Below are 22,682 nucleotides of genomic sequence, written 5' to 3' on the forward strand. Positions count from 1 at the left end.
TTCACAGGCGCCTTTTTCATGAGGGCGAAAAACTCAGCGACCGAGCAACCGCGCCAGGCCGACAGCCATCGGTGTCTGTTCGGGGCAGGTAAACCGCTTCAGCAGACGCTGATTGTTCGCCCGCGAATGGCGGATATCACCAGAACGCGCCGGGCCGTAGCTCACCGGTGGCAGTTCACCGACCACCACTTTCAACGCTTCCAGCATTTGCTTGAGCGTGGTCGCCCGGTTCCAGCCGACGTTGACCGCACCGATTCCAACCTGCGGCTTTTCGATGGCTTGCACCAGCACGTCGACCAGGTCCTCGACGTACACGAAATCACGCGTCTGCTCGCCGTCGCCGAATACGGTGATCGGCAGGCCCTTCTGCGCCCGCTCGCTGAAAATGCTGATCACCCCGGAGTACGGCGAGGACGGATCCTGGCGTGGGCCGAAGATGTTGAAGAAGCGGAAAATCACCGGTTCCAACCCATGCTGGCGGCGGTAGAAATCGAAGTAGTGTTCGCTGGCCAACTTGTCCGACGCATACGGCGTCAACGGTGCCTTGGGCGTATCTTCGTCGATCGACTGGCCTTCGCCATTGTTGCCGTAGACCGCAGCACTGGAGGCAAACAGCACGCGTTTGACGCCGCTCTGGCGCATGGCTTCGCAGACATTCAGCGAGCCGATGAAGTTGCTCTGGTGCGTCTTCACCGGGTCGTCCACCGAGGCTTGCACCGATGCTACCGCCGACAGATGCGCGACCGCACTGCAACCGGCCATGGCGCGAGCAACCAGGGCCGCATCGGCGACATCACCGACGATCAGCTCGACGCGAGGATTATCCAGCGGCAGGTTGCTACGTTTGCCGGTGGACAAGTCATCGAGAATCCGCACCGTATGACCCTTGGCGAGCAAGGCGTCGGTCAGGTGGGAGCCGATGAAACCGGCGCCGCCGGTGATTAAAACGGGGCCGTCAGCCATGGCGATAGAACCTGTCCAGTAAACTCGGGAGCGCCGCACGCCAGGCGCGGGGCTTGATCCCGAAGGTGTGGAGGATTTTCTTGCAGGCCAGCACCGCGTGTTGCGGTTCTTCGGCAGCGTCCGGGCGCGCAGCGTGAGCCTGGGCGGTCGGCGCTTCGATGGCCAGCGGATGCAGCGCGCGGGCTTCAGTGAGAATGGCCTGCCCCAGCGCCAGCGGCGTGGTCGCCTCGTGCCCCGCGTAATGGTAGGTGCCCCACAGCGGCGCCGCGCAATCGAGTTGCTTGAGCACGGAAATGATCACCCGGGCCGCGTCGTCGACCGGCGTCGGGTTGCCCCGGCGATCATCGGCCATCAGCAGCTCGTCAGGTTGTTCCGCGCGGGACAGGAAACGTCCGAGGGTGCCGTCGGGGCTGTCATCGAGCAGCCAGCCGAACCGCAGCAGCACGTGCTGCGGGCAAGTCGCGCGCACGCTTTGTTCGATCCGCCACAAGGCCTGACCACGCAGGCCCAAAGGCACCGGCTCGTCTTTTTCGCTGTAGGCCGTCGCCCGGGAGCCGTCAAACACGCGATAGCTCGAGGGTTGCAGCAGAACGATGTTGTGGTGCTGGCACAGTTCAGCCAGGCGCTCGATCGCACGCTCTTGCCCGGCCAGACGCGTTTCGCTGACCGTCTCCGCCTGAAACCAGTCGAAGTAGTAGGCGAGGTTGATCAACGCGTCCGGCCGGGTGTCGTCGAGCAATTGCGTCAGGCTCGCGGCATCCCAGCCGTCTTGCGGTGGGCGGGGGGCGAGGAAACCGATGTCTTCCTCCGCACCGAGGCGAATCAGCGCCTGCCCAAGGGCATTTCCGCCGCCCAGTAACATAAGGCGCATTCGCATAGAGTCAGCAGGCCCAGTCTGATTGGAACAATGGCTTTATCGATACCGCTCGCGGGCGATGTCGTCGATAGTTGCCGGAATCGTTGCATTTTGCGGGTTTAGTGCGCAACCGTCATCCGTAAAGTGTAGATCCTGTGTTCAATGCGGCCCCAGTGGCGAGGGCGCTTGCTCCCGCTCGGCTGCGAAGCCGTCGTAAATCGGGCGGCTCGCAGTGTCGGCATGAACAGAGAGGCAGGTTTTGGGGCTGCTGCGCAGGCCAGCGGGAGCAAGCGCCCTCGCCACAAAGCCGGTGATAAACCGAGCGGTACTTGCATCTTCCCATCCCCACCCGCATAAATTGTTCCATGAATCTGCCCATTCCCACGGACGCGGCCCTGACAGGCTTCCACCCCGCCGTCAGCGCCTGGTTCAGCAGCACCTTTCCGACGGCTACCGCCGCCCAGGCCCGGGCGTGGCCGCTGATCCGCCAGCACCGTTCGACCCTGATCGCCGCGCCCACCGGCTCCGGCAAAACCCTCACCGCGTTTCTCGCCGTCATCGATGACCTGGTTCACCGTGCCCAGGAAACCGCAGGCGGTTTGCCTGACGAAACCCTGGTGGTCTACGTCTCGCCGCTCAAGGCCTTGTCCAACGACATCCAGATCAACCTGCAAAATCCGCTGGCCGGCATCCGTGAACAGTTACGCGCGATGGGCTTGCCCGAGCGGCAGATCACCACCGCCGTGCGCACCGGGGACACGCCGCAAAAAGACCGCTCGGCAATGCGCAAGACCGCGCCGCACATTCTGGTCACCACCCCGGAATCCCTTTACGTGCTGCTCGGTTCCGACTCCGGCCGGCAAATGCTCGGCACCACGCGCACGGTGATCGTCGATGAAATCCACGCCATCGCCGCCAGCAAGCGTGGCAGTCATCTGGCCTTGAGCCTGGAGCGTTTGCAGGCGTTGTGCGCAACACCGCTGATGCGCATCGGGCTGTCCGCCACGCAAAAACCGATCGAGGCCGTCTCGCGCTTTTTGGTGGGACGTGATCGCGAATGCGCGATCATCGACATCGGCCACGCGCGGCCGCGGGATCTGGGCATCGAAGTACCGCCGGTGCCGTTGTCCGCCGTCATGGCCAATGATGTCTGGGAACTGGTCTACGACCGCCTCGCCGTCCTCGCCCGCGAACACCGCACCACGCTGATTTTCGTCAACACCCGACGCCTGGCCGAACGTTTGAGCCGGCATTTGAGCGAGCGTCTCGGCAAGGAAGCGGTCGCCGCCCACCATGGCAGCCTGGCCAAGGAGTTCCGCCTCGACGCCGAACAGCGGCTCAAGCGCGGCGACCTGCAAGTGCTGATCGCCACGGCGTCGCTGGAATTGGGGATCGACATCGGCGATGTCGATCTGGTCTGCCAGATCTCTTCACCGCGCTCGATCGCCGGTTTTCTGCAACGGGTCGGCCGCTCCGGCCACCAGGTCGGTGGCACACCGAAAGGCCGGTTATTCGCCACCACCCGCGATGACCTGATCGAATGCACCGCCCTGCTCGACTGCGTGCGCCGGGGCGAACTCGACACGTTGAACATTCCTCAAGCTCCCCTGGATGTACTGGCCCAGCAGATCATCGCCGAGGTCAGTTGCCAGGAATGGCCGGAACAAGCGCTGCTGGAAATGTTCCGCAAAGCCTCGCCGTACGCAGGTCTCGACGAAAAACATTATCAGGCGCTGCTGCAGATGCTCGCCGAAGGCTACAACGGTCGCCAGGGCATTCGCAGCGCGTTCCTGCACCGCGACGCCGTGACGCGCACGTTGCGTGGTCGCCGGGGCAGCAAACTGACCGCCGTGACCAGCGGCGGCACCATTCCGGACAACGCCGACTACAGCGTGCTGCTGGAACCGCAAGGGCTGAACATCGGCAGCGTCAACGAAGATTTCGCGGTGGAAAGCATTGCCGGCGACATCTTTCAGTTGGGCAATACCTCGTACCGAATCCTGCGGGTCGACACCGGCAAAGTCCGGGTCGAAGATGCTCACGGGCAGCCGCCGACCATTCCGTTCTGGCTCGGTGAAGCGCCGGGGCGCAGCGCTGAATTGTCCTTCGCCGTGGCCCGCCTGCAAGCGCAACTTGATGCCCTGCTCGGCGCTACGCCCGGCAACTTGCAACCCGCCCTCGACTGGCTGACCGACACCCTCGGCCTCAACCTCGCCAGCGCCGGACAACTGGTGGACTACCTCGCCCGCGCGCGCCTGACACTGGGCGCCCTGCCGTCCCAGGACACGCTGCTGATGGAGCGTTTTTTCGACGAGTCCGGCGGCACACAACTGATCATCCACACGCCATTCGGCAGCCGTATCAACCGCGCCTGGGGCCTGGCCCTGCGCAAGCGATTCTGCCGCACCTTCAATTTCGAATTGCAGGCTGCCGCCAGCGAAGACGCGATCGTCCTGTCGCTGTCCACCAGCCACAGTTTTGAGCTCGACGAAGTCTGGCGTTACCTGCACAGCAACAGCGCCGAGCACCTGCTGATCCAAGCAGTACTCGATGCGCCGCTGTTCGGCGTGCGTTGGCGCTGGAATGCCGGGGTCGCGCTGGCGCTGCCGCGTTACACCGGCGGGCGTAAAGTCGCGCCGCAGATTCAACGAATGAAAAGCGAAGACCTGATCGCCAGTGTGTTCCCCGACCAGATTGCCTGCGTGGAAAACCTCGCCGGCGAGCGCGAGGTTCCCGACCATCCGCTGGTGGAACAAACCCTCGACGATTGCCTGCACGAAGCCATGGACTGCGAAGGCTGGCTGGCCTTGTTGCGCCGGATGGAAAACGGCGACGTTCGCCTGATCAGCCGTGACCTGCCCGCGCCCTCGCCACTGGCGGCAGAAATTCTCAGCGCCCGACCTTATACCTTCCTTGACGACGCGCCGCTGGAAGAGCGCCGAACCCAAGCCGTGCTCAACCGGCGCTGGACCGATCCGCAGTCCACCGACGACCTCGGCGCACTGGATGCCGAGGCGATTCAAGCGGTACGCGATGAGGCCTGGCCGACGCCGACCGGCCTTGATGAAATGCATGAGGCGCTGATGAGTCTGGCGTGCATCAGCGATGCCGAGGCACAGGCCAATCCGCAGTGGCCCGAGTGGCTGAACGCACTTGCCGACAGCGGGCGCGCCAGTCGGTTGCAGGTCGATGCCGAGCGATCACTGTGGCTGGCAGTGGAACGACTGACGTGCCTGCGGGCGATGTATCCACAGGCGCAGTTGTTCCCTCCGCTGGAGGCGCTGCCAGGATTCGATGAGGCCTGGGAGCCGGACGACGCGTTGCTGGAAGTCATCCGCGCGCGGCTCAGCGCTTTTGGTCCGTTGCCGCTGAGCGCGATTGCCGAACCGCTGGGATTTCCTCCGATACACATCACCCAGGCGCTGGCACAACTGGAGCGCGAAGGTTATGTGCTGCGCGGGCGATTCACCCCCGGCACCGATCAGGAGGAATGGTGCGAACGGCATTTGCTGGCGCGGATTCATCGCTACACGGTCAAGCGCCTGCGGCGGGAAATCGAACCCGTGGCGCTGCAGGATTTCATGCGTTTCCTATTTGACTGGCAGCATCTTTCTGCGGCGACTCAGGGCCAGGGCAGCACCGTGTTGCCAGCGATTGTCAGTCAATTCGAAGGCTACCCTGCCGCAGCTTCCGCCTGGGACAGCGACATTCTGCCGGCGCGGATCAAGGATTATTCGGCAAGCTGGCTGGATGACCTGTGTCGCAGCGGCAAACTGGTCTGGACGCGCCTGACTGCACGCAGCAAAAGCACCAGCACCGCGTTGCGCAGCACGCCCATTGTGCTGCTGCCGCGCAGTCAGGTCGGGTTGTGGAGCAGTCTGACCGAGCAGACACCCGTCAACGAACTGTCGCCGAAAACGCAAAAGGTTCATCAAGCACTCAGTCAGCATGGCGCGCTGTTTTTCGATGAGCTGATTCACGAGGCTCATCTGCTGCGCTCTGAGCTGGAAATCGCCTTGCAGGAACTGGTCGGCGCCGGGCTGGTGAACGCCGACAGCTTTGCCGGTTTGCGGGCGCTGATTACGCCGGCGAGCAAACGCCAGGCCCGCAGCAGCCGACGCGGACGCGGGGCGTTTATCGGCGGCATGGACGATGCCGGTCGCTGGGCCTTGCTTCGACGCGGGCCACCAGCGCCGACCGTGGACAACAAACATCCAACACCGAGCGACACGCTGGAACACATCGCATTGACCTTGCTGCGCCGCTACGGCGTGGTGTTCTGGCGCCTGCTGGAACGCGAAGCAGACTGGTTGCCGAGCTGGCGCGAATTGCTGCGCACGTTCCATCGGCTGGAGGCCCGCGGCGAGATTCGTGGTGGGCGGTTCGTGAATGGCCTGGCCGGCGAGCAATTCGCCTTGCCCGAGGCGATCCCATTGCTGCGGGAAGTTCGGCGGCGGGCACATGACGGCAGTTTGATCGCTGTGTGCGGGGTGGATCCGCTGAACCTGGCGGGCACGCTGTTACCCGGCGCGAAAGTACCGGCGTTGGCGAGCAATCGACTGGTGTATCGCGATGGTCTTCCGGTGGCTGCCGAGATCGCCGGAAAGCAGGTTTTCTGGTTGGAATCGACGATCGAAATACGCAACAAACTGATCCGGCATTGATGCTGTCCCGGCCGGCCCCAAGAAAAATCATTGAGTACGCGGCTGATCCGGCAGCAACACCGGCGAATTCTCCGGCGCTGCGCCGTCATCTTCCGGCTCCCCCATCCCCCGCTTCGGCATTAAAACCTGCTGTGGATAAGTCTGCGCGAAATGCACCCATGGGCTGTTATCCACAAGCTTCTTCAAACGCTGGTTAAACGCCCGGCTCACCGCATACTGCCCACCCGATACCGTACGGAACTGCGCCGTCAGCACCACGCCGTTGAGGTCCATTTTGTCGACGCCAAACACATCCAGCGGCCCTTGCAGGTTGTACTTGAGAAATGCGTCCTCACGGATCGACTCCCCCGCCTCGCGAATCAGCTCGATGGCCTTGTCCACGTCGGTGTCGTAGGTGAACTGCACCGAGAAAAACGCATAGGCGAATTGCCGCGACTGGTTTGTCACGGCCTTGATCTGCCCGAACGGCACCGAGTGCACAAACCCTTTGCCGTCGCGCAGGCGCAAGGTGCGGATGGTCAGGCCTTCGACGGTGCCGGCATGCCCGGAATCGAGCACGACCCAGTCGCCAATCGACAGGGTGTCTTCGATGATGATGAACAGGCCGGTGATGACGTCCTGCACCAGTTGCTGCGAGCCGAAACCGATGGCCAGGCCGACCACCCCGGCACCCGCCAAAAGCGGTGCGACGTTGATACCGAGGTTGGCCATGGTGGTGATTGCACAGATCACCACGAGGATGATTTTGATCGCGTTGCGCAGCAGTGGAAGAATGGTTTTTACCCGCGTACTGGGCTGTGTCGTGCGTTTATTGATCGGCGGCTTCAGCGCTTCCTGAATCGCTGTATCGAGCACCACCCACAGCAACCAGGTCACCAGGAAGATCAGGCCCATGCTGCTCAGCGACTCACTGATCGCCCGGCCCACCGAGTTGCGCTCGGCGAACTCGAACAGCGAGACGCCCCAGATACGCCCGAGAATTTCGATGAACGCCACGGCCATGACAATCCGCAGCAGTGCATGCAGCAAGCTGAGAAAGCGTTCTTTGTAGGCGCTGCTGCGCTGGATCGCTTGGGCTTTTCCGGAATTGAACAGGTGCTGGAAAATCGTGCTGAGGAACACCGTGGCGATCAACAGAATGGTGGTGAACAACGCACAACGCAGGGCTTTCTGATTGTCCTCGCCGACGCCGATGAGGTTGATCGCCGACACCATCACCATCAGTAGAATCGGCCAGTACCAGAGCCGGGAAAAGATCCGCAGGGATTCCTGCAAGGAAGGCTGTTTCAAGCGCTGCGCCAGCGCCCGGTTGCGGATCAGATGCGCCACCGGACGCCTCAGGCGAATCACCAGCAATCCAAAGATGATTGAAGCAAACAGCCCGGTGAACACGGCGATGCTGCTGGTGATGTTGCCGCCCAGCTGCCGGGCGATCTGCGGGCTGGTCAAGGCGTCGCTGAGCGCCGCAAGGAAGCCGATCAGGAACAGCGGTTTGGGGCAGTAATCACGAATGATCTGCACCGCACGGCGCTTGTGCCCGGTGTTGAACATGACGATCACGCACAAGAACATCGAGGTGGAGAAAATGCCGCTGCTGGTGGCGTAGGCAAAACACAGGGCCAACGCCCGGCCCACCGAGTTCGGCAGAAAATGGCTGACGTATAACGTCAGCGGCAGGCAGATCAACGCGGGAATCGTGAACGGCAGCAGGTAGCCGAGCAGGTCCTGGCTGCGTTGCCGTTTTCGAAAAAAACGCCCGGCACTCAAGCGCTTGTCCAGCAGGGCGCCGAGCACTGTGAGCAAGGCGAACACGCCGAGCCAGACGCCGGACAACAACAGGAAATCGCCGACCACGCTCATCGGTGATCGAGACGAAGGTCGATTCACCAGTTTGTCGACTTCATCCGCCGCCCGATCCGCTCGCAGGCGCCAGGCGTCGACCAGGTCTTCGTTGAGGTCGAGCTTGTCCTGAACGTCGTCGATGCTGGAACTGATCGCCCCGAGCAAGCCGCCCTGGACCAGCGGTTCAGGTTTCGCTGGCTCTTCCGCTGCGGCGGGAAGTCCCGGCAGCGTGGTGGCTTCCAGTTCGTTGCTGCCGAGAAACAGCAACGCCCCCAGTAATATCGCGGTCTTGAACTTGAGCAAAACGGGGAGCTCCTTGAAAAGGGTCTGTTAGGAACTGATTGGCAAATGCCCGGCAAGTTCGGTTCTGGCCGCGAGATAACGTTCCAGCCATTCTCCCTGTGGGAGCGAGCCTGCTCGCGATAGCGGCGGCACATCCAGCATTGATGGGGCGGAACCACCGTTATCGCGAGCAGGCTCGCTCCCACATTTAACCGTGGTGCTCTGTTGATATTTGACCTGAACGCAAATATCAAATGCCCACCCCTCTATTTTTCCGCACAACCCAAACCCGGACACTGCGCTCCATCAATCAATCCACCGGAGTTGCAGCCATGCCCATTGCCTTGCTCGCGCTGACCCTCAGCGCCTTTGCCATCGGGACGACCGAGTTCGTCATCGTTGGCCTGTTACCCACGATAGGCGCCGACCTTGGCGTCAGCCTGCCGTCTGCCGGCCTGCTGGTCAGTCTCTACGCCCTGGGCGTTGCCATCGGCGCACCGGTGCTGACCGCTCTCACCGGCAAAGTCCCGCGCAAACTGCTGCTGTTGTCGCTGATGGTGTTGTTCACCCTCGGCAACCTGCTGGCCTGGAAAGCGCCGAGCTACGAATCGCTGATCATTGCGCGAATCGTCACCGGCCTGGCCCACGGGGTGTTTTTCTCGATCGGCTCGACCATTGCCACCAGCCTGGTGCCGAAGGAAAAAGCCGCCAGTGCGATTGCGATCATGTTCACCGGCCTGACGGTCGCGCTGGTCACCGGCGTGCCGCTGGGGACGTTTATCGGTCAGCATTTCGGCTGGCGTGAAACCTTCCTCGCCGTCTCTGCGCTGGGTGTGATCGCCTTCATCGGCAGCCTGCTCTACGTGCCGAAGAACATCGCGCACAGCAAACCGGCTTCGCTGTTGCAGCAATTGCAGGTACTCAAGCAACCGCGTCTGCTGCTGGTGTATGCCATGACGGCGGTCGGTTACGGCGGCTCGTTCATCGCGTTTACGTTCCTGGCGCCGATTCTTCAGGACATCTCCGGTTTCAGCGCCAGCACCGTCAGCCTGGTGTTGCTGGTCTACGGGATCTCGGTGGCAGTTGGCAACATCTGGGGCGGCAAACTGGCCGACAAACGCGGCCCGATCAGCGCCCTGAAAATCATCTTCGCCCTGCTCGCCGCCGTGCTGTTCGTGCTGACGTTCACCGCCGGCAACCCATGGCTGGCGCTGGCCACCGTGCTGGTCTGGGGTGCGGTTGCATTCGGCAACGTGCCGGGCTTGCAGGTGTATGTGGTGCGTCAGGCCGAACATCACACGCCGCAGGCGGTGGACGTAGCGTCTGGGCTGAACATCGCCGCGTTCAACCTCGGCATTGCCGGTGGTGCGTGGGGCGGTGGTTTGATCGTCGCTCATATGGGCTTGATCCATACCGCATGGATCGGTGGCCTGGTAGTGCTGGTGGCACTGGCGCTGACCGCGTGGAGCGGTCGTCTTGATCGTCTCGGCCCGGTGTATGCCGAACCGGCTGAAGGTTCGACCCGCATCGTCGCCGGCCACTGATAATGCTCGCTCCCACAGGATCCTCGGTGGTCTTTCGAGCGTTTACCGTCTGTAGCCCCGTCGAAACTTTCTCGCTTGCCCCGCAGTCATCAAAAGACAGGGGCAACCGAGGACCATCAGACGGGAGGCGACATGGCGGGGATTCACATTGGTATTTCAGGCTGGCGCTACACACCCTGGAGGGGGGATTTCTACCCGAAGGGGCTGACCCAGAAGCGCGAATTGCAGTTCGCGTCACGGTCGGTCAACAGCATCGAAATCAATGGATCGTTTTACGCCCTGCAACGGCCCGAACGGTACGCCCAGTGGTACGACGAAACCCCGGCAGACTTCGTCTTCAGTATCAAAGCCCCGCGGTTCATCACCCACATCAAACGCCTTCGAGATGTCCATAAACCCTTGGCGAATTTCTTTGCCTCCGGGGTACTGGAACTCAAGGAAAAACTCGGTCCTGTCCTCTGGCAATTCCCGCCCAGTTTCAAATTCGACGCTGAGCTGTTCGACCACTTTCTCGAGCAATTGCCCCGCAACACCGAACAGGCTTCCACCCTCGCCCGCCAGCACGATTCACACGTGAACGGTCACGCCAGCCTGAAGGCGTATAAGAAAAAGCCGCTGCGTCATGCCGTCGAGATCAGAAACGACACCTTCATCGACCCGGCGTTTGTCCGCCTGCTCAAACGCCACAACGTCGCCTTGGTCATTGCTGACACCGCCGGTAAATGGCCGTATCGCGAAGACATCACCAGCGACTTCGTGTACCTGCGCCTGCACGGCGCCGAAGAACTCTATGCCAGCGGTTACACCCCCGAAGCGCTGGAACGCTGGGCCGCGCGGATCGAGGCCTGGAACCACGGCCGACAACCCTCCGACGCGCATCTGATCGCACCACGGCAAAAACCCAAGGCACGCAAATCCCGGGAAGTGTTTTGCTATTTCGACAATGACAGCAAAGTCCGCGCGCCCTTCGATGCCCGCCGTTTGCTTGAACATTTTCATCTCGACAAGAACCTCGCCACCGCCCCCGGCGAGCCGGCTGCCGAAGGGGTGCTGCCATGAATGGGCCCGAGCCGTTCAGTGCCATCGATGACCAGCCGCCAGCCATGGCCGCCGTGCGCCGCTTCACCGTGCTGACGGTCAACACGCACAAGGGTTTTACCGCGCTGAACCGGCGCTTCATCCTGCCGGAACTGCGTGAAGCGGTGCGCAGCGTATCCGCCGATGTGGTGTTTTTGCAGGAAGTCCACGGCACCCACGAACATCATCCCCGGCGCTACAGCAACTGGCCGACAATGCCGCAGTATGAATTCCTTGCCGACACGCTGTGGCCGCAGTTCGCCTACGGACGCAATGCGGTGTACCCGGCGGGCGATCACGGCAATGCGCTGCTGTCGAAATTCCAGATCATTCGCCACGACAACCTCGACGTGTCGATCAGCGGACACGAGAACCGCGGCATCCTGCATTGCGTATTGCGCCTGCCCGGCGACGGCCCGGAGGTGCACGCCATCTGCGTTCATCTGGGCCTGCGCGAAACCCATCGCAACGAACAGCTGAAGCTGCTGGCCCAGCGCCTCGAAGAGTTGCCGGCTGATGCGCCGGTGATTGTCGCCGGCGACTTCAACGATTGGCGCCAGCGCGCCGATGCGCTGCTCAAACCCTGTGGACTGCGCGAGGTGTTCGCCGAACACCACGGCAAACCGGCGCGCAGTTTTCCGGCGCGCTTGCCGGCCTTGCGCCTGGACCGCATCTACGTGCGCAACCTCAAGGCCAGCCACCCGAAAGTCCTGGCGGCACGGCCCTGGTCACACCTTTCCGACCACGCACCGCTATCGGTGGAGATCGAGCTATGAGCAGCGCACCGATGGAAAAAACCACTGCGGAACACCTGGCCACCCACCCGTCGATCCGTGAACCCGGCGTGGTCGACGTCCAATACGGCTGGCAAGGCAACAACCTGGTGGAACTGCTGGAGAACGGCGAAGCGTATTTTCCACGGGTGTTCGAGGCCATGCGCCAGGCCAAGACTGAAATCCTCCTGGAAACCTTCATCGTGTTCGAGGACAAGGTGGGCAACGAGCTGCAGCAAGTGCTGATCGAGGCGGCGCAACGCGGCGTGCGCGTCACCGCCAGCCTCGACGGTTTTGGCTGCGGCGAGCTGACCACCGGTTATCTCGCGGCATTGAGCGAGGCCGGCGTGCGCATTCAGATATTTGACCCGGCGCCGAAACGGCTCGGCTTTCGCACCAACTGGTTTCGGCGCCTGCACCGCAAGATTGTGGTGGTCGACGGCACGATTGCGTTCATCGGCGGAATCAACTTTTCCGCCGACCATCTGGCTGACTTCGGTCCCGAGGCCAAGCAGGATTACTCGGTTGAAGTGCAAGGCCCGGCGGTGGCGGACATTCATCATTTCGCCCTGCTGCAAAGCGGCCGCCCGGCGCGGGCCAAATACTGGTGGCAGCGGCGCCGGCAGCGGCGTTCGGAACTGGCCTTCAGCGACCACGATGGCCAAGTCAGGCTGGTGTACCGCGACAACGGCGATCACCGGACCGATATCGAAGAGGTTTATCGACAGGTGCTGCGCAGTGCCCAGCGCCGCGTGGTCATCGCCAACGCCTATTTCTTCCCGGGCTATCGCCTGCTGCGCGAGATTCGCAACGCCGCTCGCCGTGGCGTCGAGGTGCGGCTGATTCTGCAAGGTCAGCCGGACATGATGGTGGCCAAACTGGCCGCGCGCATGACCTATGACTACTTGCTCAAGGCCGGCGTGCAGATTCACGAGTATTGCGAGCGGCCGCTGCATGGCAAAGTCGCATTGGTGGACGAGGACTGGAGCACCGTCGGTTCGAGCAATCTCGACCCGCTGAGCCTGTCGATGAACCTGGAAGCCAACGTGCTGATCCGCGATCGCGCCTTCAACCGCGATTTGTTCGAACGCCTCGAAATGCTGAGTAACAACCACTGCAAAGCCATGTCGGCAGATAAATCCCCGCGCGGGCGGGTCTGGCACATGACCGTCGGTTTTCTGGTGTTTCACTTTCTGCGGCACTTCCCGGCGTGGGCCGGCTGGCTGCCGGCACACAAGCCGCGCCTGAAACCCTTCACCCACGTTGCCGGGAGTGATCTTCATGGACCGCGCTGAAACACACTCGGCGCCTCACGCCGACAGCACGACACCTGCCTCGGTAAAAAAAACCCGCTGGAGTCGCTGGAAAAAACCGCTGACGATGCTGTTTTTCCTGGCACTGATCGTGTTGTTCACGATGCTGGCCCAGCGCATCGAATGGAACGAGGTGTTCGATACCCTCGCCGACTTCAAGGTGCGCACGCTGATCATTGCCTCCGGGCTGACGCTGGTGAGTTTCCTGGTGTACGCCTGCTTCGACCTGATCGGCCGCACCTACATTCGTCAGGACCTGACCTGGAAGCAGATACTGCCGGTGGGCATCATCAGCTACGCGTTCAACCTTAACCTCAGCGCCTGGGTCGGCGGCATCGCCATGCGTTATCGCTTGTATTCGCGGCTCGGCGTAAGCAAAAGCAACATCGCGAAAATCCTCGGCCTGAGCCTGGCGACCAACTGGTTCGGCTACATGGTGATTGCCGGCGCGGTGTTCAGCAGCGGACTGGTGCGCATGCCGCCCGGCTGGAAACTCAGCACTGGCGCGTTGCAAGGGGTGGGCGTTTTGTTATTGCTGGTGAGCGCGGGTTATCTGGCGGCGTGCCGGTTTTCCAAGCGGCGCGAGTGGGCCATTCGAGGCGTGGAAATCAACCTGCCTTCCTTGCGCATGGCGTTCCTGCAACTGTGTCTCGGCGCGCTGAACTGGTCGCTGATGGCGGCGGTTATTTTCACTTTGCTGCCGAGCAAACTGGATTATCCGTTGGTGCTCGGGGTATTGCTGATCAGCGCCATTGCCGGGGTCATCACCCACATTCCGGCGGGGCTTGGGGTGCTGGAAGCGGTGTTTGTGGCATTGCTGCAGCATGAGGTGTCGCGGGGGAGCCTGGTGGCCGGGTTGCTGGCCTATCGGGCGATCTATTTCATCTTGCCGTTGCTGATTACGCTGGTGATGTATCTGGTGGTCGAGGCCAAGGCCAAGTCGCTGCGGATCGCGAAAAAGCCCAAGTGATAACGGCTCTTGTGGCGAGGAAGCTTGCTCCCGCCGGGTCGCGAAGCGGCCCCCTTTATCTCTGAAAAGAAGAGGACTGCTGCGCAGTCCAGCCGGAGCAAGCTATCTCGCCACAAATCACTTGGATTGAATGATGCTCAACCGCTCACCCACCACCATCTCAGTGATCCAGTCCACCAGAATCGAGGTGTACGCCTGCTGCGAAACCGGCTCGCTCAACGCGTGATCGGCGCCGTCGATAATCCGGTGCGTCAGCGAATGCGTCTGCTGGCACGCGGCGCGGTAGCTCATGATCGTCGCGTGTGGCACCCAGTCGTCGGTCTCAGACTCCACCAACAGCACATCCCCGGTAAATTGCGAACACGCGTGCAACGCGCGATTGCTATCGGCGCGAACCAGGGTGCTGCGGTAATCGCGCAAATCCATCTTGTCCAGATCGCGCTTGGGTGTATGCCATTGCTCGTCGCGATACAGCGCCGGCACCCGCAGCGCCAGCCAGCGTACCGGACGCAATGACGTCAGGATCGACGCCAGGTAACCGCCATAACTGGTACCGACCACGGCGATCGCCGAGGTATCGAGTGCCGGATGCGCAAGCAATCGGTCGTAAGCCGCCAGCAGGTCGCGCAGGTTGTCTTCTCGCGTGACCCGCGTCAGCGGAATGCCGGTGCCGCCGGTGTGCCCACGCAAGTCGAACGTCAGGCACACGCAGCCCAGACCGGCGATGCCTTTGGCCCGTTCAAGGTCGCGTTCCTGGCTGCCACCCCAGCCGTGCACGAAAAGCACGCCGGGGACTTTCGATTTGGGGCTGAGAAAAGTCCCGCTCATCTGTTCATCGTCGATGTCGATCTGAATGGTTTCGCTTCTAGCCGTCATAGGATTGGACCGTTACGTACTTGAGAAGAAATTCACTGTCTTGCGCCGGCCCGCGGTATACCTCGATGGCGTCCGCCGGCAGCGCCTGATCGATGTAGGTTTCCACCGAAGACACGCGGATGGCGCGCATGGTCGGGTGGTTGACGAAACTCTGCAATGCCGCCACTTCCGCGCTGCTGGCGCCACCCATGCGCCAGGACTGTTCGAGCACGCCACTGCGCTGCAGGCCGTTAGCGTCAAGGCCTTGCGCGATGTCGTAGTTGCGCCGCGACGCGTAGAAGCCGGGATAGGCTTCGTCCGCGGCACTGTCGAACACCTGCGCCTGGCGGATTGCCAATCGCACCTCATCGGGCAAGTCCAGCTTGAGCAAATCGTCGTAGTCACCCTGCACCACGAGCAGGTTGGACCCTCCATAAACCTGCTCGCCCTGGGCGTCGCTGGTCAAGTATTGATCACCGCAGTAGCTCAACACTTTGTCGCCGATGAAGCTTTGGCCGACGCTGTGGGTCACCACGTCGGTCAGGTCCTGTTCCAGCACCACACCTTCGGTGAACAGCGTTTGAGCATCGGGCCTGGCAAGGATTTCGTCGAACTGATCAAGGCTGTTGATCACCTCCTGACCCCGCCCGGCACAGGCATGAATCGGCTTCATGCGAATGGGGCCGCTGTAGAGCAAATGTTCCGCCGCAGGGCGCGCATCGTCGAGGGAAAACACGCTGAGGCCATCCAGCACCACACTGCGCACCCGCTCGGAAAACAGCGGCGACCAACCTTGCGGAGCGTGAGCGTTTTTATTCCGCAGGCCGTGGCTGATGGCTTTGGTGCAGATGAAATCATGCTCGACGTAGCCACCCCATAAATCCTCCGGTCCGCTGACGCCCAACTGCCGCGCGGCAGCGGCACCGACCAGGGTTTGGGTGGGCAACAGATAAAGGTCACGACCGCTGTGCAGTTCGGGATCGAAACTGCCACCGAATTTGAGCCCGAGGATCTGCGCCAGCCAACGGGCCAGCGCGCGGTTGGTTTCGACTTCATGTTGTGGCGCGTCGGGGCGCACCGAATGGGCGACTACCAGTTTCTTGCGGTTTGTTGGGGTCATGCGTCCCCCTTCAATCGGCGCTCGATGAATGTAGTGGTAGGGGTGCAGAGATCAGGCCAATCGCACCCGGTGTGAAATGAACGGCAAATCAATAAGTTGTTGAAAAGGTGATAGCACTACGCCTGTCTTATTCTGCACGACACCTGTTTCAGTTCCGGCATTTTGCACGACCCAAGCCATGCTCAGATCCAATGTGGCGTTCGGGCTAACGAGCCACGGCTGCCGTCGGCGAAACGCCAAACCGCGACCGATAATCACTCGGCGCCAGACCCGTTATCTTCTTGAACGTCGCGCGAAAGGCGCTCGGGTCCTGATAACCCACGGTCCAGGCAATGTGATCGATGGTGCCGTTGGTGAATTCAAGCATTTCCCGGGCCTTGCCGACCCGCAGGTGCTGACAGTACTCGGTGGGTTTCAACCCGGTCGCCGCACGGAATCGGCGCAGGAACGTGCGCTCTTCCAGCCCTGCCCGTTCGGCCATCGCCGCCAGCGACACATCAGTCGCCCCGGTGCTTTGCAGCCAATGCTGTACCTTGAGAATCGAGGCGTCGCCATGGCTGAGGATCGGTGAAAAATTACTGCCGCATTCGCTCGCGCTGTCGCTGTGTTCCACCACCAGAAAACGCGCCGTGCCGGTGGCGATGCTCGGTCCCAGCAGGCGGTCGACCAGACGCAAACCCAGCTCGGACCAGGCCATTAACCCAGCCGTGGTAATCAGGTCGCCGTCGTCGACGATCGGTGTATCGGCCTTGAGTCGGATCGCCGGGTAACGCTCGGCGAACGCCTTGGCCGAGGTCCAGTGGGTGGTGGCGCTGCGGCCGTCGAGCAGGCCGCTTTCGGCCAATAGAATCGAGCCCACGCAGACGCCACCAAGGGTCGCGCCTTGTGCATGTTGCTGCCGAATCCAGCTCAGCAAGCCTTGCGGCGCCTGGCCTTCGGAAAAACCGGCAATCGACGGCGGGATCAGCACCGCCACCAATGCACCGTCCGGCGCGGGATGGCTGTCGTAGACGCGCGTGGGTGCCTGACCGGCATCGACTTGCCAATGGCTGACCCGCAACAGCGGCAACTGTGAAGCCTGATAGTCGGCAGCAATCTGGTTCGCCACTCCGAACAAGTCCGTCAGCCCGTGCACTGCCGCCATCTGCGCGCCCGGATAAATCAGCACGCCCAGCTCGGCGATTGCCCTTTGTGCGTCCATTGTCAGTTTTACCCCTTCTATTGTCGGTGCGGCCAATCCTCGGACGGCCTGCCAGAGCCGATACTTCATTCCACACCCAACACCCACTCGAGGAAACAGTCATGGCCAAGCAAGCACTCATCGTAGTCGATATCCAAAACGACTACTTCCCCCAAGGCAAGTGGCCGCTGGTCGGTGCGGATGCCGCCGCAGACAACGCCGTACGCCTGATCAAGGCCTTCCGCGATGCTGGCGATTCGGTGGTGCACATTCGCCACGAATTCACCTCCAACGACGCGCCGTTCTTCACTCCGGGCTCCGAAGGCGCGAAGCTGCACCCCAAAGTTCTCAACCGAGCCGACGAGCCGGTGGTGCTCAAGCATTTCGTGAACTCGTTCCGCGAAACCGAACTGAAGTCGATCCTCGACGAACAAGACATCAAGGAACTGGTGGTGATCGGCAGCATGAGCCACATGTGCATCGACGGCATTACCCGCGCAGCCGCCGACATGGGTTACACCGTCACGGTCATTCATGATGCCTGTGCCTCACGTGACCTGGAGTTCAACGGCCTCACCGTTCCGGCGGCCCACGTTCACGCCGCGTTCATGTCGGCCTTGGGTTTCGCCTATGCCAGCGTGGTGTCCACCGACGAGTTCCTGGCGGCGCATCACTGATCAACGCTTGCGCGTCGGGTGCTGCCACCCGACGCTCCCGAAACACAGAAAGCCCGGTGCCGTGCATCGGGCGTTTGGGGTGAAACAGGTGCAAACCTGTCTCGGGACTGGACAACCACAAGACTTACCGCCGAAAAGCCGGATAATGGCGACCAAATCGTCTAGCCCGTTATTCTGGTAATCCCCCATGGAAATCAAGGTCAACTTTCTCGACAACCTTCGGCTTGAAGCCAAGTTCGACGACTTCACGGTGGTGGCCGATCAACCTATCCGCTACAAGGGCGATGGCTCGGCACCGGGTCCGTTCGACTACTTCCTGGCTTCGTCGGCGCTGTGTGCGGCGTACTTTGTGAAGTTGTATTGCAGCACCCGCAATATCCCCACGGATAACATCCGCCTGTCGCAGAACAACATTGTTGACCCGGAAAACCGCTACAACCAGATTTTCAAGATCCAGGTCGAGCTGCCGGCGGACATCTCCGACAAGGACCGCCAGGGCATCCTGCGCTCCATCGACCGCTGCACCGTGAAAAAAGTGGTGCAAGCCGGGCCTGAGTTTGTGATCGAAGAAGTGGACAACCTCGACGCCGATGCCCAGGCATTGTTGATGCCTGCTTCCAGTTCAGAGGCGAGCACCTATATTGCCGGCAAGGATCTGCCGCTGGAGCAAACCATCACCAACATGTCGGCCATTCTGGCAGACCTGGGGATGAAGATCGAAATCGCCTCGTGGCGCAATATCGTGCCCAATGTGTGGTCGCTGCATATCCGCGATGCGCACTCGCCGATGTGCTTCACCAACGGCAAGGGTGCAACCAAGGAAGGCGCGTTGGCCTCGGCGCTGGGCGAGTTTATCGAGCGACTGAACTGCAACTTCTTCTACAACGATCAGTTCTGGGGCGAAGACATCGCCAACGCTGCGTTTGTGCACTACCCGGACGAACGCTGGTTCCAGCCTGGCCGTAAAGATGCGCTGCCGGCCGACATTCTCGACGAGTACTGCCTGAAGATTTACAACCGCGACGGCGAGCTGCGTGGTTCTCATCTGATCGATACCAACTCGGGTAATGAAGAGCGCGGCATCTGCTCGCTGCCGTACGTGCGCCAGTCGGACGGCGAAGTAGTGTATTTCCCGTCCAACCTGATTGAAAACCTGTTCCTGAGCAACGGCATGAGTGCCGGTAACACGCTGGCCGAAGCCCAGGTGCAGTGCCTGTCGGAGATCTTCGAGCGCGCGGTCAAACGCGAAATCATCGAAGGTGAATTTGCACTGCCGGATGTGCCGGCCCACGTGCTGGCGAAGTACCCAGCAATTCTGGCCGGCATTCAGGCGCTGGAAGAACAAGGGTTCCCCGTGCTGGTGAAGGATGCGTCCCTGGGGGGTGAGTTCCCGGTGATGTGCGTCACGCTGATGAACCCGCGTACCGGCGGTGTGTTTGCCTCGTTCGGCGCGCACCCGAGCCTGGAAGTGGCGCTGGAACGCAGCCTGACCGAATTGCTTCAGGGCCGCAGTTTCGAAGGCCTCAACGACTTGCCACAGCCGACGTTTGAAGGTCACGCGGTGACCGAGCCGAATAACTTCGTCGAGCACTTCATCGACTCCAGCGGCGTGGTGTCGTGGCGCTTCTTCAGCTCAAAGTCGGATTACGAATTCGTGGAGTGGGACTTCTCCGGCCAGGGTGAAAACTCGAATACCGAAGAAGCCGCAACCTTGTTCGGCATTCTCGAAGGCATGGGCAAGGAAGTGTACATGGCGGTGTACGAGCATATCGGCGCGACGGCCTGCCGCATCCTGGTGCCGGACTATTCGGAAATTTATCCGGTAGACGATCTGATCTGGGATAACACCAACAAAGCGCTGTTCTTCCGCGCCGACATCCTGAACCTGCATCGCCTGGACGAGGCCGAACTGCAGGCACTGGCAGAGCGTCTGGTGGAAAGCGAGCTGGACGACTACACCGACATCACCAGCCTGATCGGCATCGAATTTGACGACAATACCGCTTGGGGTCAGCTGACGATCCTGGAATTGAAGCTGCTGATTTATCTCGCCTTGCAGCAATTTGAAGAGGCGAAAGAAGCGGTGGAGATGTTCCTGCAGTACAACGACAACACGGTTGAGCGTGGCTTGTTCTATCAGGCCGTCAATGTGGTGCTGGAGATGAAACTGGACGAAGACCTGGAACTGGAGGACTACGAGGCCAACTTCCGCCGGATGTTCGGCAACGAGCGGATGGATGCAGCGATCGGCTCGGTGGACGGCAGCGTACGCTTCCATGGCTTGACGCCGACCAGCATGAAACTGGAGGGGCTCGACCGGCACCTGCGGTTGATCGACAGCTACAAAAAGCTGCACACGGCGCGGGCCAATGTGACCCCTTTATCCCGCTAACAGCGTCCACAAAAAAGCGAAGCCAGATCACTGGCTTCGCTTTTTTTGTTACTGACTGAATAGCCGCTTCTTAGAACGGGATATCGTCATCAAAGCTGTCGAAATCCGGAGCCGGCTGAGGAGCGGCCTGCTGCTGTGGAGCCGGACGCGACTGTTGAGGTGCCGACGACTGTTGCGGACGCGGAGCCTGCTGGCGTGGAGCCGGGGCGGACTGCTGATAGTTGTTGCCCCCGCCTTGTTGGTCGCCCTGCTGTGGACGGCCACCGAGCAGTTGCATGGTGCCTTGCATGTCGACCACGATTTCAGTGGTGTAACGCTTGATACCGTCTTTTTCCCACTCGCGGGTCTGCAGCTTGCCTTCGATGTAGACCTGCGAACCTTTACGCAGGTACTCGCCGGCGATTTCCGCTACCTTGCCGAACATCGACACACGGTGCCATTCAGTCTTCTCGACTTTCTGGCCGGTTTGCTTGTCGGTCCACTGTTCGCTGGTCGCCAGACTCAGGTTGGTCACGGCGTTACCGTTAGGCAAGTAGCGAACTTCGGGATCCTGGCCGCAAGTGCCGACCAATATGACTTTGTTAACCCCACGGGCCATAACGTTCTCCTAGGCTACGCACGCTGCCCCGGCCGGGTTGTTCACCAGGCGCTCAAGGGTGGTGCGATCCAATAGTTCGGTGTCCAATTTTATGTAAATCGCCGCTTCATCTTCGACGATTACTGCATCTGTTACCCCTACGACGGCCTTCAGGCGCTCGACCAGACCCGCTTCGCGGATCGCCTCGGGCGACAACGGCAAGCGCAGGCTCGTCACGTAAGGTGGTTCGCGCATGGTAACAGCAAAGGCCAGCCAGAGGGCAGCCAGGCCGGCGCATCCGAGGAATACCGCCGACAAACCGCCGTGCTGGAACATCCAGCCGCCGAGGATCCCGCCCAGCGCCGAACCGAGGAACTGGCTGGTGGAATAAACCCCCATCGCCGTGCCCTTGCCGCCCGCCGGTGAAACCTTGCTGATCAGCGATGGCAACGAAGCTTCCAGCAGATTGAACGCGGTAAAGAACACCACCGTCCCGATCACCAGAGCCCGCAAGCTATCGCCGAACTGCCAGAAGAATAGCTCAGTGAGCATCAGCGTCAGCACCGCGCCCAATAAAACTCGTTTCATTTTGCGTTTCTTCTCGCCGTAGATAATGAACGGGATCATGGCGAAGAAAGAAATCAGCAGCGCAGTCAAATAGACCCACCAGTGCTGCTCTTTGGGCAGCCCGGCTTTTTCGACCAGGGCCAGTGGCAACGCCACGAAGCTCGACATCAACATCGCGTGCAACACAAAAATGCCCAGGTCCAGGCGCAGCAGGTCCGGGTGCTTGAGCGTCGGCATCAGCGCCTGACGCGCGACGCCGGACTCGCGATGCTGCAACGGCCCGGTGGAGCGCGGCACCATAAACATCACGATCACGATGCCAAACAGCGCCATGCCACCGGTGGCGAAAAACAATCCGGACAGGCCGAAAGCGCGGGTCAGCAACGGTCCTACCACCATGGCGACCGCGAACGACAGACCGATCGTCATGCCGATCATGGCCATGGCTTTGGTCCGATGCTGTTCGCGGGTCAGGTCTGACAGCAACGCCATCACGGCCGCGGAAATGGCCCCGGCGCCTTGCAGGATGCGTCCGGCGATAACGCCCCAGATCGAATCGGCATTGGCCGCCAGCACGCTGCCGAGGGCGAAGACGATCAGCCCCAGGTAAATCACCGGGCGACGCCCGATGCGGTCGGAAATGAAACCGAAAGGGATCTGGAAAATCGCCTGGGTCAGGCCGTAAGCGCCAATCGCCAGCCCGATCAGGGCCGGGGTCGCTCCCGCCAGATCCATCCCATAGGTCGCCAATACCGGCAACACCATGAACATGCCAAGCATACGGAAGGCGAACACAAGGGCCAGACCGCTTGCTGCGCGGGTCTCACTGCCACTCATGCGTTCGCTGTGGGGATCGTGCATGGAAAAACCTCATGTGAACCGGCGGCGATTCTACCAGTCCCATCGATTGACAGGGTATATCGCGACGCTTTGACGCGCTCCGCTGACAGACTCTTCATGTACGACAGTCATCCACTCGTTTGATAGTGTGCATCCATCCAGTATTTGGCCGTATACTCCTACGTTTTCG

At 61.3% G+C, this 22,682-nt stretch carries 16 protein-coding genes; 8 read left to right on the forward strand and 8 right to left on the reverse strand.

Translation table 11 applies throughout. From position 1 onward, the window contains the following. Nucleotides 1-33: 33 nt before the first annotated feature. On the reverse strand, nt 34-963 hold the full coding sequence (locus tag ACM6IQ_RS04520) for an NAD-dependent epimerase/dehydratase family protein (RefSeq protein WP_414878153.1): 930 nt from the start codon (nt 961-963) through the stop codon (nt 34-36). Next, on the reverse strand, nt 956-1,840 hold the full coding sequence (locus ACM6IQ_RS04525) for a sugar nucleotide-binding protein (protein WP_017341052.1): 885 nt from the start codon (nt 1,838-1,840) through the stop codon (nt 956-958). The genes ACM6IQ_RS04520 and ACM6IQ_RS04525 overlap by 8 nt, the downstream gene beginning before the upstream one ends. Before the next feature lie 344 nt (nt 1,841-2,184). On the opposite strand from ACM6IQ_RS04525, the gene ACM6IQ_RS04530 reads away from it, so the two are divergent. Further along, the gene (locus tag ACM6IQ_RS04530) at nt 2,185-6,483 is read left to right on the forward strand and encodes a DEAD/DEAH box helicase (RefSeq protein WP_414878154.1); all 4,299 of its coding nucleotides are present in this window, start codon (nt 2,185-2,187) and stop codon (nt 6,481-6,483) included. Between the two features lie 27 nt (nt 6,484-6,510). Here ACM6IQ_RS04530 and ACM6IQ_RS04535 read toward each other — a convergent pair whose 3' ends face one another. Beyond that, entirely contained in the window at nt 6,511-8,628 is a 2,118-nt protein-coding gene (locus ACM6IQ_RS04535; RefSeq protein ID WP_414878155.1) for a mechanosensitive ion channel family protein, read from the reverse strand. A 311-nt stretch (nt 8,629-8,939) separates the two neighbouring features. On the opposite strand from ACM6IQ_RS04535, the gene ACM6IQ_RS04540 reads away from it, so the two are divergent. From ACM6IQ_RS04540 to ACM6IQ_RS04560, 5 genes are all read left to right on the forward strand, one after another. Beyond that, complete coding sequence (locus tag ACM6IQ_RS04540; protein WP_414878156.1) at nt 8,940-10,151, forward strand: MFS transporter; 1,212 nt, start codon at nt 8,940-8,942, stop codon at nt 10,149-10,151. Between the two features lie 132 nt (nt 10,152-10,283). Beyond that, a complete protein-coding gene (locus ACM6IQ_RS04545) occupies nt 10,284-11,210 on the forward strand; it encodes a DUF72 domain-containing protein (protein ID WP_414878157.1) in 927 nt (308 codons plus the stop codon). Continuing rightward, complete coding sequence (locus ACM6IQ_RS04550) at nt 11,207-12,004, forward strand: endonuclease/exonuclease/phosphatase family protein (protein WP_414878158.1); 798 nt, start codon at nt 11,207-11,209, stop codon at nt 12,002-12,004. The genes ACM6IQ_RS04545 and ACM6IQ_RS04550 overlap by 4 nt, the downstream gene beginning before the upstream one ends. After that, nucleotides 12,001-13,296: a cardiolipin synthase ClsB gene (gene clsB / locus ACM6IQ_RS04555; protein WP_414878159.1), complete on the forward strand. Its 1,296-nt coding sequence runs from the start codon at nt 12,001-12,003 to the stop codon at nt 13,294-13,296. The genes ACM6IQ_RS04550 and clsB overlap by 4 nt, the downstream gene beginning before the upstream one ends. Further along, entirely contained in the window at nt 13,283-14,284 is a 1,002-nt protein-coding gene (locus ACM6IQ_RS04560) for a lysylphosphatidylglycerol synthase domain-containing protein (RefSeq protein WP_414878160.1), read from the forward strand. The genes clsB and ACM6IQ_RS04560 overlap by 14 nt, the downstream gene beginning before the upstream one ends. Nucleotides 14,285-14,401: 117 nt before the next feature. On the opposite strand, the gene ACM6IQ_RS04565 is transcribed toward ACM6IQ_RS04560, so the two are convergent. The 3 genes from ACM6IQ_RS04565 to ACM6IQ_RS04575 all read right to left on the reverse strand — a co-directional run bounded on the left by ACM6IQ_RS04565 (nt 14,402) and on the right by ACM6IQ_RS04575 (nt 17,460). Then, nucleotides 14,402-15,160 carry an alpha/beta hydrolase family protein gene (locus tag ACM6IQ_RS04565; protein WP_017341060.1) on the reverse strand — a complete coding sequence of 253 codons (759 nt, stop codon included), beginning with the start codon at nt 15,158-15,160 and terminating at the stop codon, nt 14,402-14,404. Beyond that, nucleotides 15,150-16,259, reverse strand: a complete 1,110-nt coding sequence (locus ACM6IQ_RS04570) for a DUF3182 family protein (protein WP_414878161.1) — start codon at nt 16,257-16,259, stop codon at nt 15,150-15,152. The genes ACM6IQ_RS04565 and ACM6IQ_RS04570 overlap by 11 nt, the downstream gene beginning before the upstream one ends. Nucleotides 16,260-16,464: 205 nt before the next feature. After that, nucleotides 16,465-17,460 (reverse strand): GlxA family transcriptional regulator, encoded by a 996-nt coding sequence (locus tag ACM6IQ_RS04575; RefSeq protein ID WP_414878162.1) that lies wholly within the window; start codon nt 17,458-17,460, stop codon nt 16,465-16,467. Between the two features lie 101 nt (nt 17,461-17,561). Between ACM6IQ_RS04575 and ACM6IQ_RS04580 the strand changes: the two genes are divergently transcribed. Further along, the gene (locus tag ACM6IQ_RS04580; protein WP_017341063.1) at nt 17,562-18,116 is read left to right on the forward strand and encodes a cysteine hydrolase family protein; all 555 of its coding nucleotides are present in this window, start codon (nt 17,562-17,564) and stop codon (nt 18,114-18,116) included. A 187-nt stretch (nt 18,117-18,303) separates the two neighbouring features. After that, nucleotides 18,304-20,508 (forward strand): OsmC domain/YcaO domain-containing protein, encoded by a 2,205-nt coding sequence (locus tag ACM6IQ_RS04585; protein ID WP_414878163.1) that lies wholly within the window; start codon nt 18,304-18,306, stop codon nt 20,506-20,508. A gap of 70 nt (nt 20,509-20,578) precedes the next feature. Here ACM6IQ_RS04585 and ACM6IQ_RS04590 read toward each other — a convergent pair whose 3' ends face one another. Both ACM6IQ_RS04590 and ACM6IQ_RS04595 read right to left on the reverse strand, forming a co-directional pair. Beyond that, complete coding sequence (locus ACM6IQ_RS04590) at nt 20,579-21,106, reverse strand: single-stranded DNA-binding protein (protein WP_017341065.1); 528 nt, start codon at nt 21,104-21,106, stop codon at nt 20,579-20,581. Nucleotides 21,107-21,115: 9 nt separating this feature from the next. Continuing rightward, nucleotides 21,116-22,513: an MFS transporter gene (locus tag ACM6IQ_RS04595; RefSeq protein ID WP_017341066.1), complete on the reverse strand. Its 1,398-nt coding sequence runs from the start codon at nt 22,511-22,513 to the stop codon at nt 21,116-21,118. Between the last annotated feature and the right edge of the window lie 169 nt (nt 22,514-22,682).

Origin of the sequence: Pseudomonas sp. IT-P100, from assembly GCF_949767185.1 — a bacterium.
In the GTDB taxonomy this organism is placed as follows: Bacteria; Pseudomonadota; Gammaproteobacteria; order Pseudomonadales; family Pseudomonadaceae; genus Aquipseudomonas; species Aquipseudomonas fluorescens_B.

Coding starts and splice junctions, on each gene's coding strand:
- ACM6IQ_RS04595 (WP_017341066.1), bottom strand. CDS start 22,513: ATGCACGATCCCCACAGCGAACGCATGAGTGGCAGTGAGACCCGCGCA.
- ACM6IQ_RS04525 (WP_017341052.1), bottom strand. CDS start 1,840: ATGCGAATGCGCCTTATGTTACTGGGCGGCGGAAATGCCCTTGGGCAG.
- ACM6IQ_RS04585 (WP_414878163.1), top strand. CDS start 18,304: ATGGAAATCAAGGTCAACTTTCTCGACAACCTTCGGCTTGAAGCCAAG.
- ACM6IQ_RS04530 (WP_414878154.1), top strand. CDS start 2,185: ATGAATCTGCCCATTCCCACGGACGCGGCCCTGACAGGCTTCCACCCC.
- ACM6IQ_RS04560 (WP_414878160.1), top strand. CDS start 13,283: ATGGACCGCGCTGAAACACACTCGGCGCCTCACGCCGACAGCACGACA.
- ACM6IQ_RS04540 (WP_414878156.1), top strand. CDS start 8,940: ATGCCCATTGCCTTGCTCGCGCTGACCCTCAGCGCCTTTGCCATCGGG.
- ACM6IQ_RS04565 (WP_017341060.1), bottom strand. CDS start 15,160: ATGACGGCTAGAAGCGAAACCATTCAGATCGACATCGACGATGAACAG.
- ACM6IQ_RS04520 (WP_414878153.1), bottom strand. CDS start 963: ATGGCTGACGGCCCCGTTTTAATCACCGGCGGCGCCGGTTTCATCGGC.
- ACM6IQ_RS04545 (WP_414878157.1), top strand. CDS start 10,284: ATGGCGGGGATTCACATTGGTATTTCAGGCTGGCGCTACACACCCTGG.
- ACM6IQ_RS04550 (WP_414878158.1), top strand. CDS start 11,207: ATGAATGGGCCCGAGCCGTTCAGTGCCATCGATGACCAGCCGCCAGCC.
- ACM6IQ_RS04580 (WP_017341063.1), top strand. CDS start 17,562: ATGGCCAAGCAAGCACTCATCGTAGTCGATATCCAAAACGACTACTTC.
- ACM6IQ_RS04575 (WP_414878162.1), bottom strand. CDS start 17,460: ATGGACGCACAAAGGGCAATCGCCGAGCTGGGCGTGCTGATTTATCCG.
- clsB (WP_414878159.1), top strand. CDS start 12,001: ATGAGCAGCGCACCGATGGAAAAAACCACTGCGGAACACCTGGCCACC.
- ACM6IQ_RS04570 (WP_414878161.1), bottom strand. CDS start 16,259: ATGACCCCAACAAACCGCAAGAAACTGGTAGTCGCCCATTCGGTGCGC.
- ACM6IQ_RS04590 (WP_017341065.1), bottom strand. CDS start 21,106: ATGGCCCGTGGGGTTAACAAAGTCATATTGGTCGGCACTTGCGGCCAG.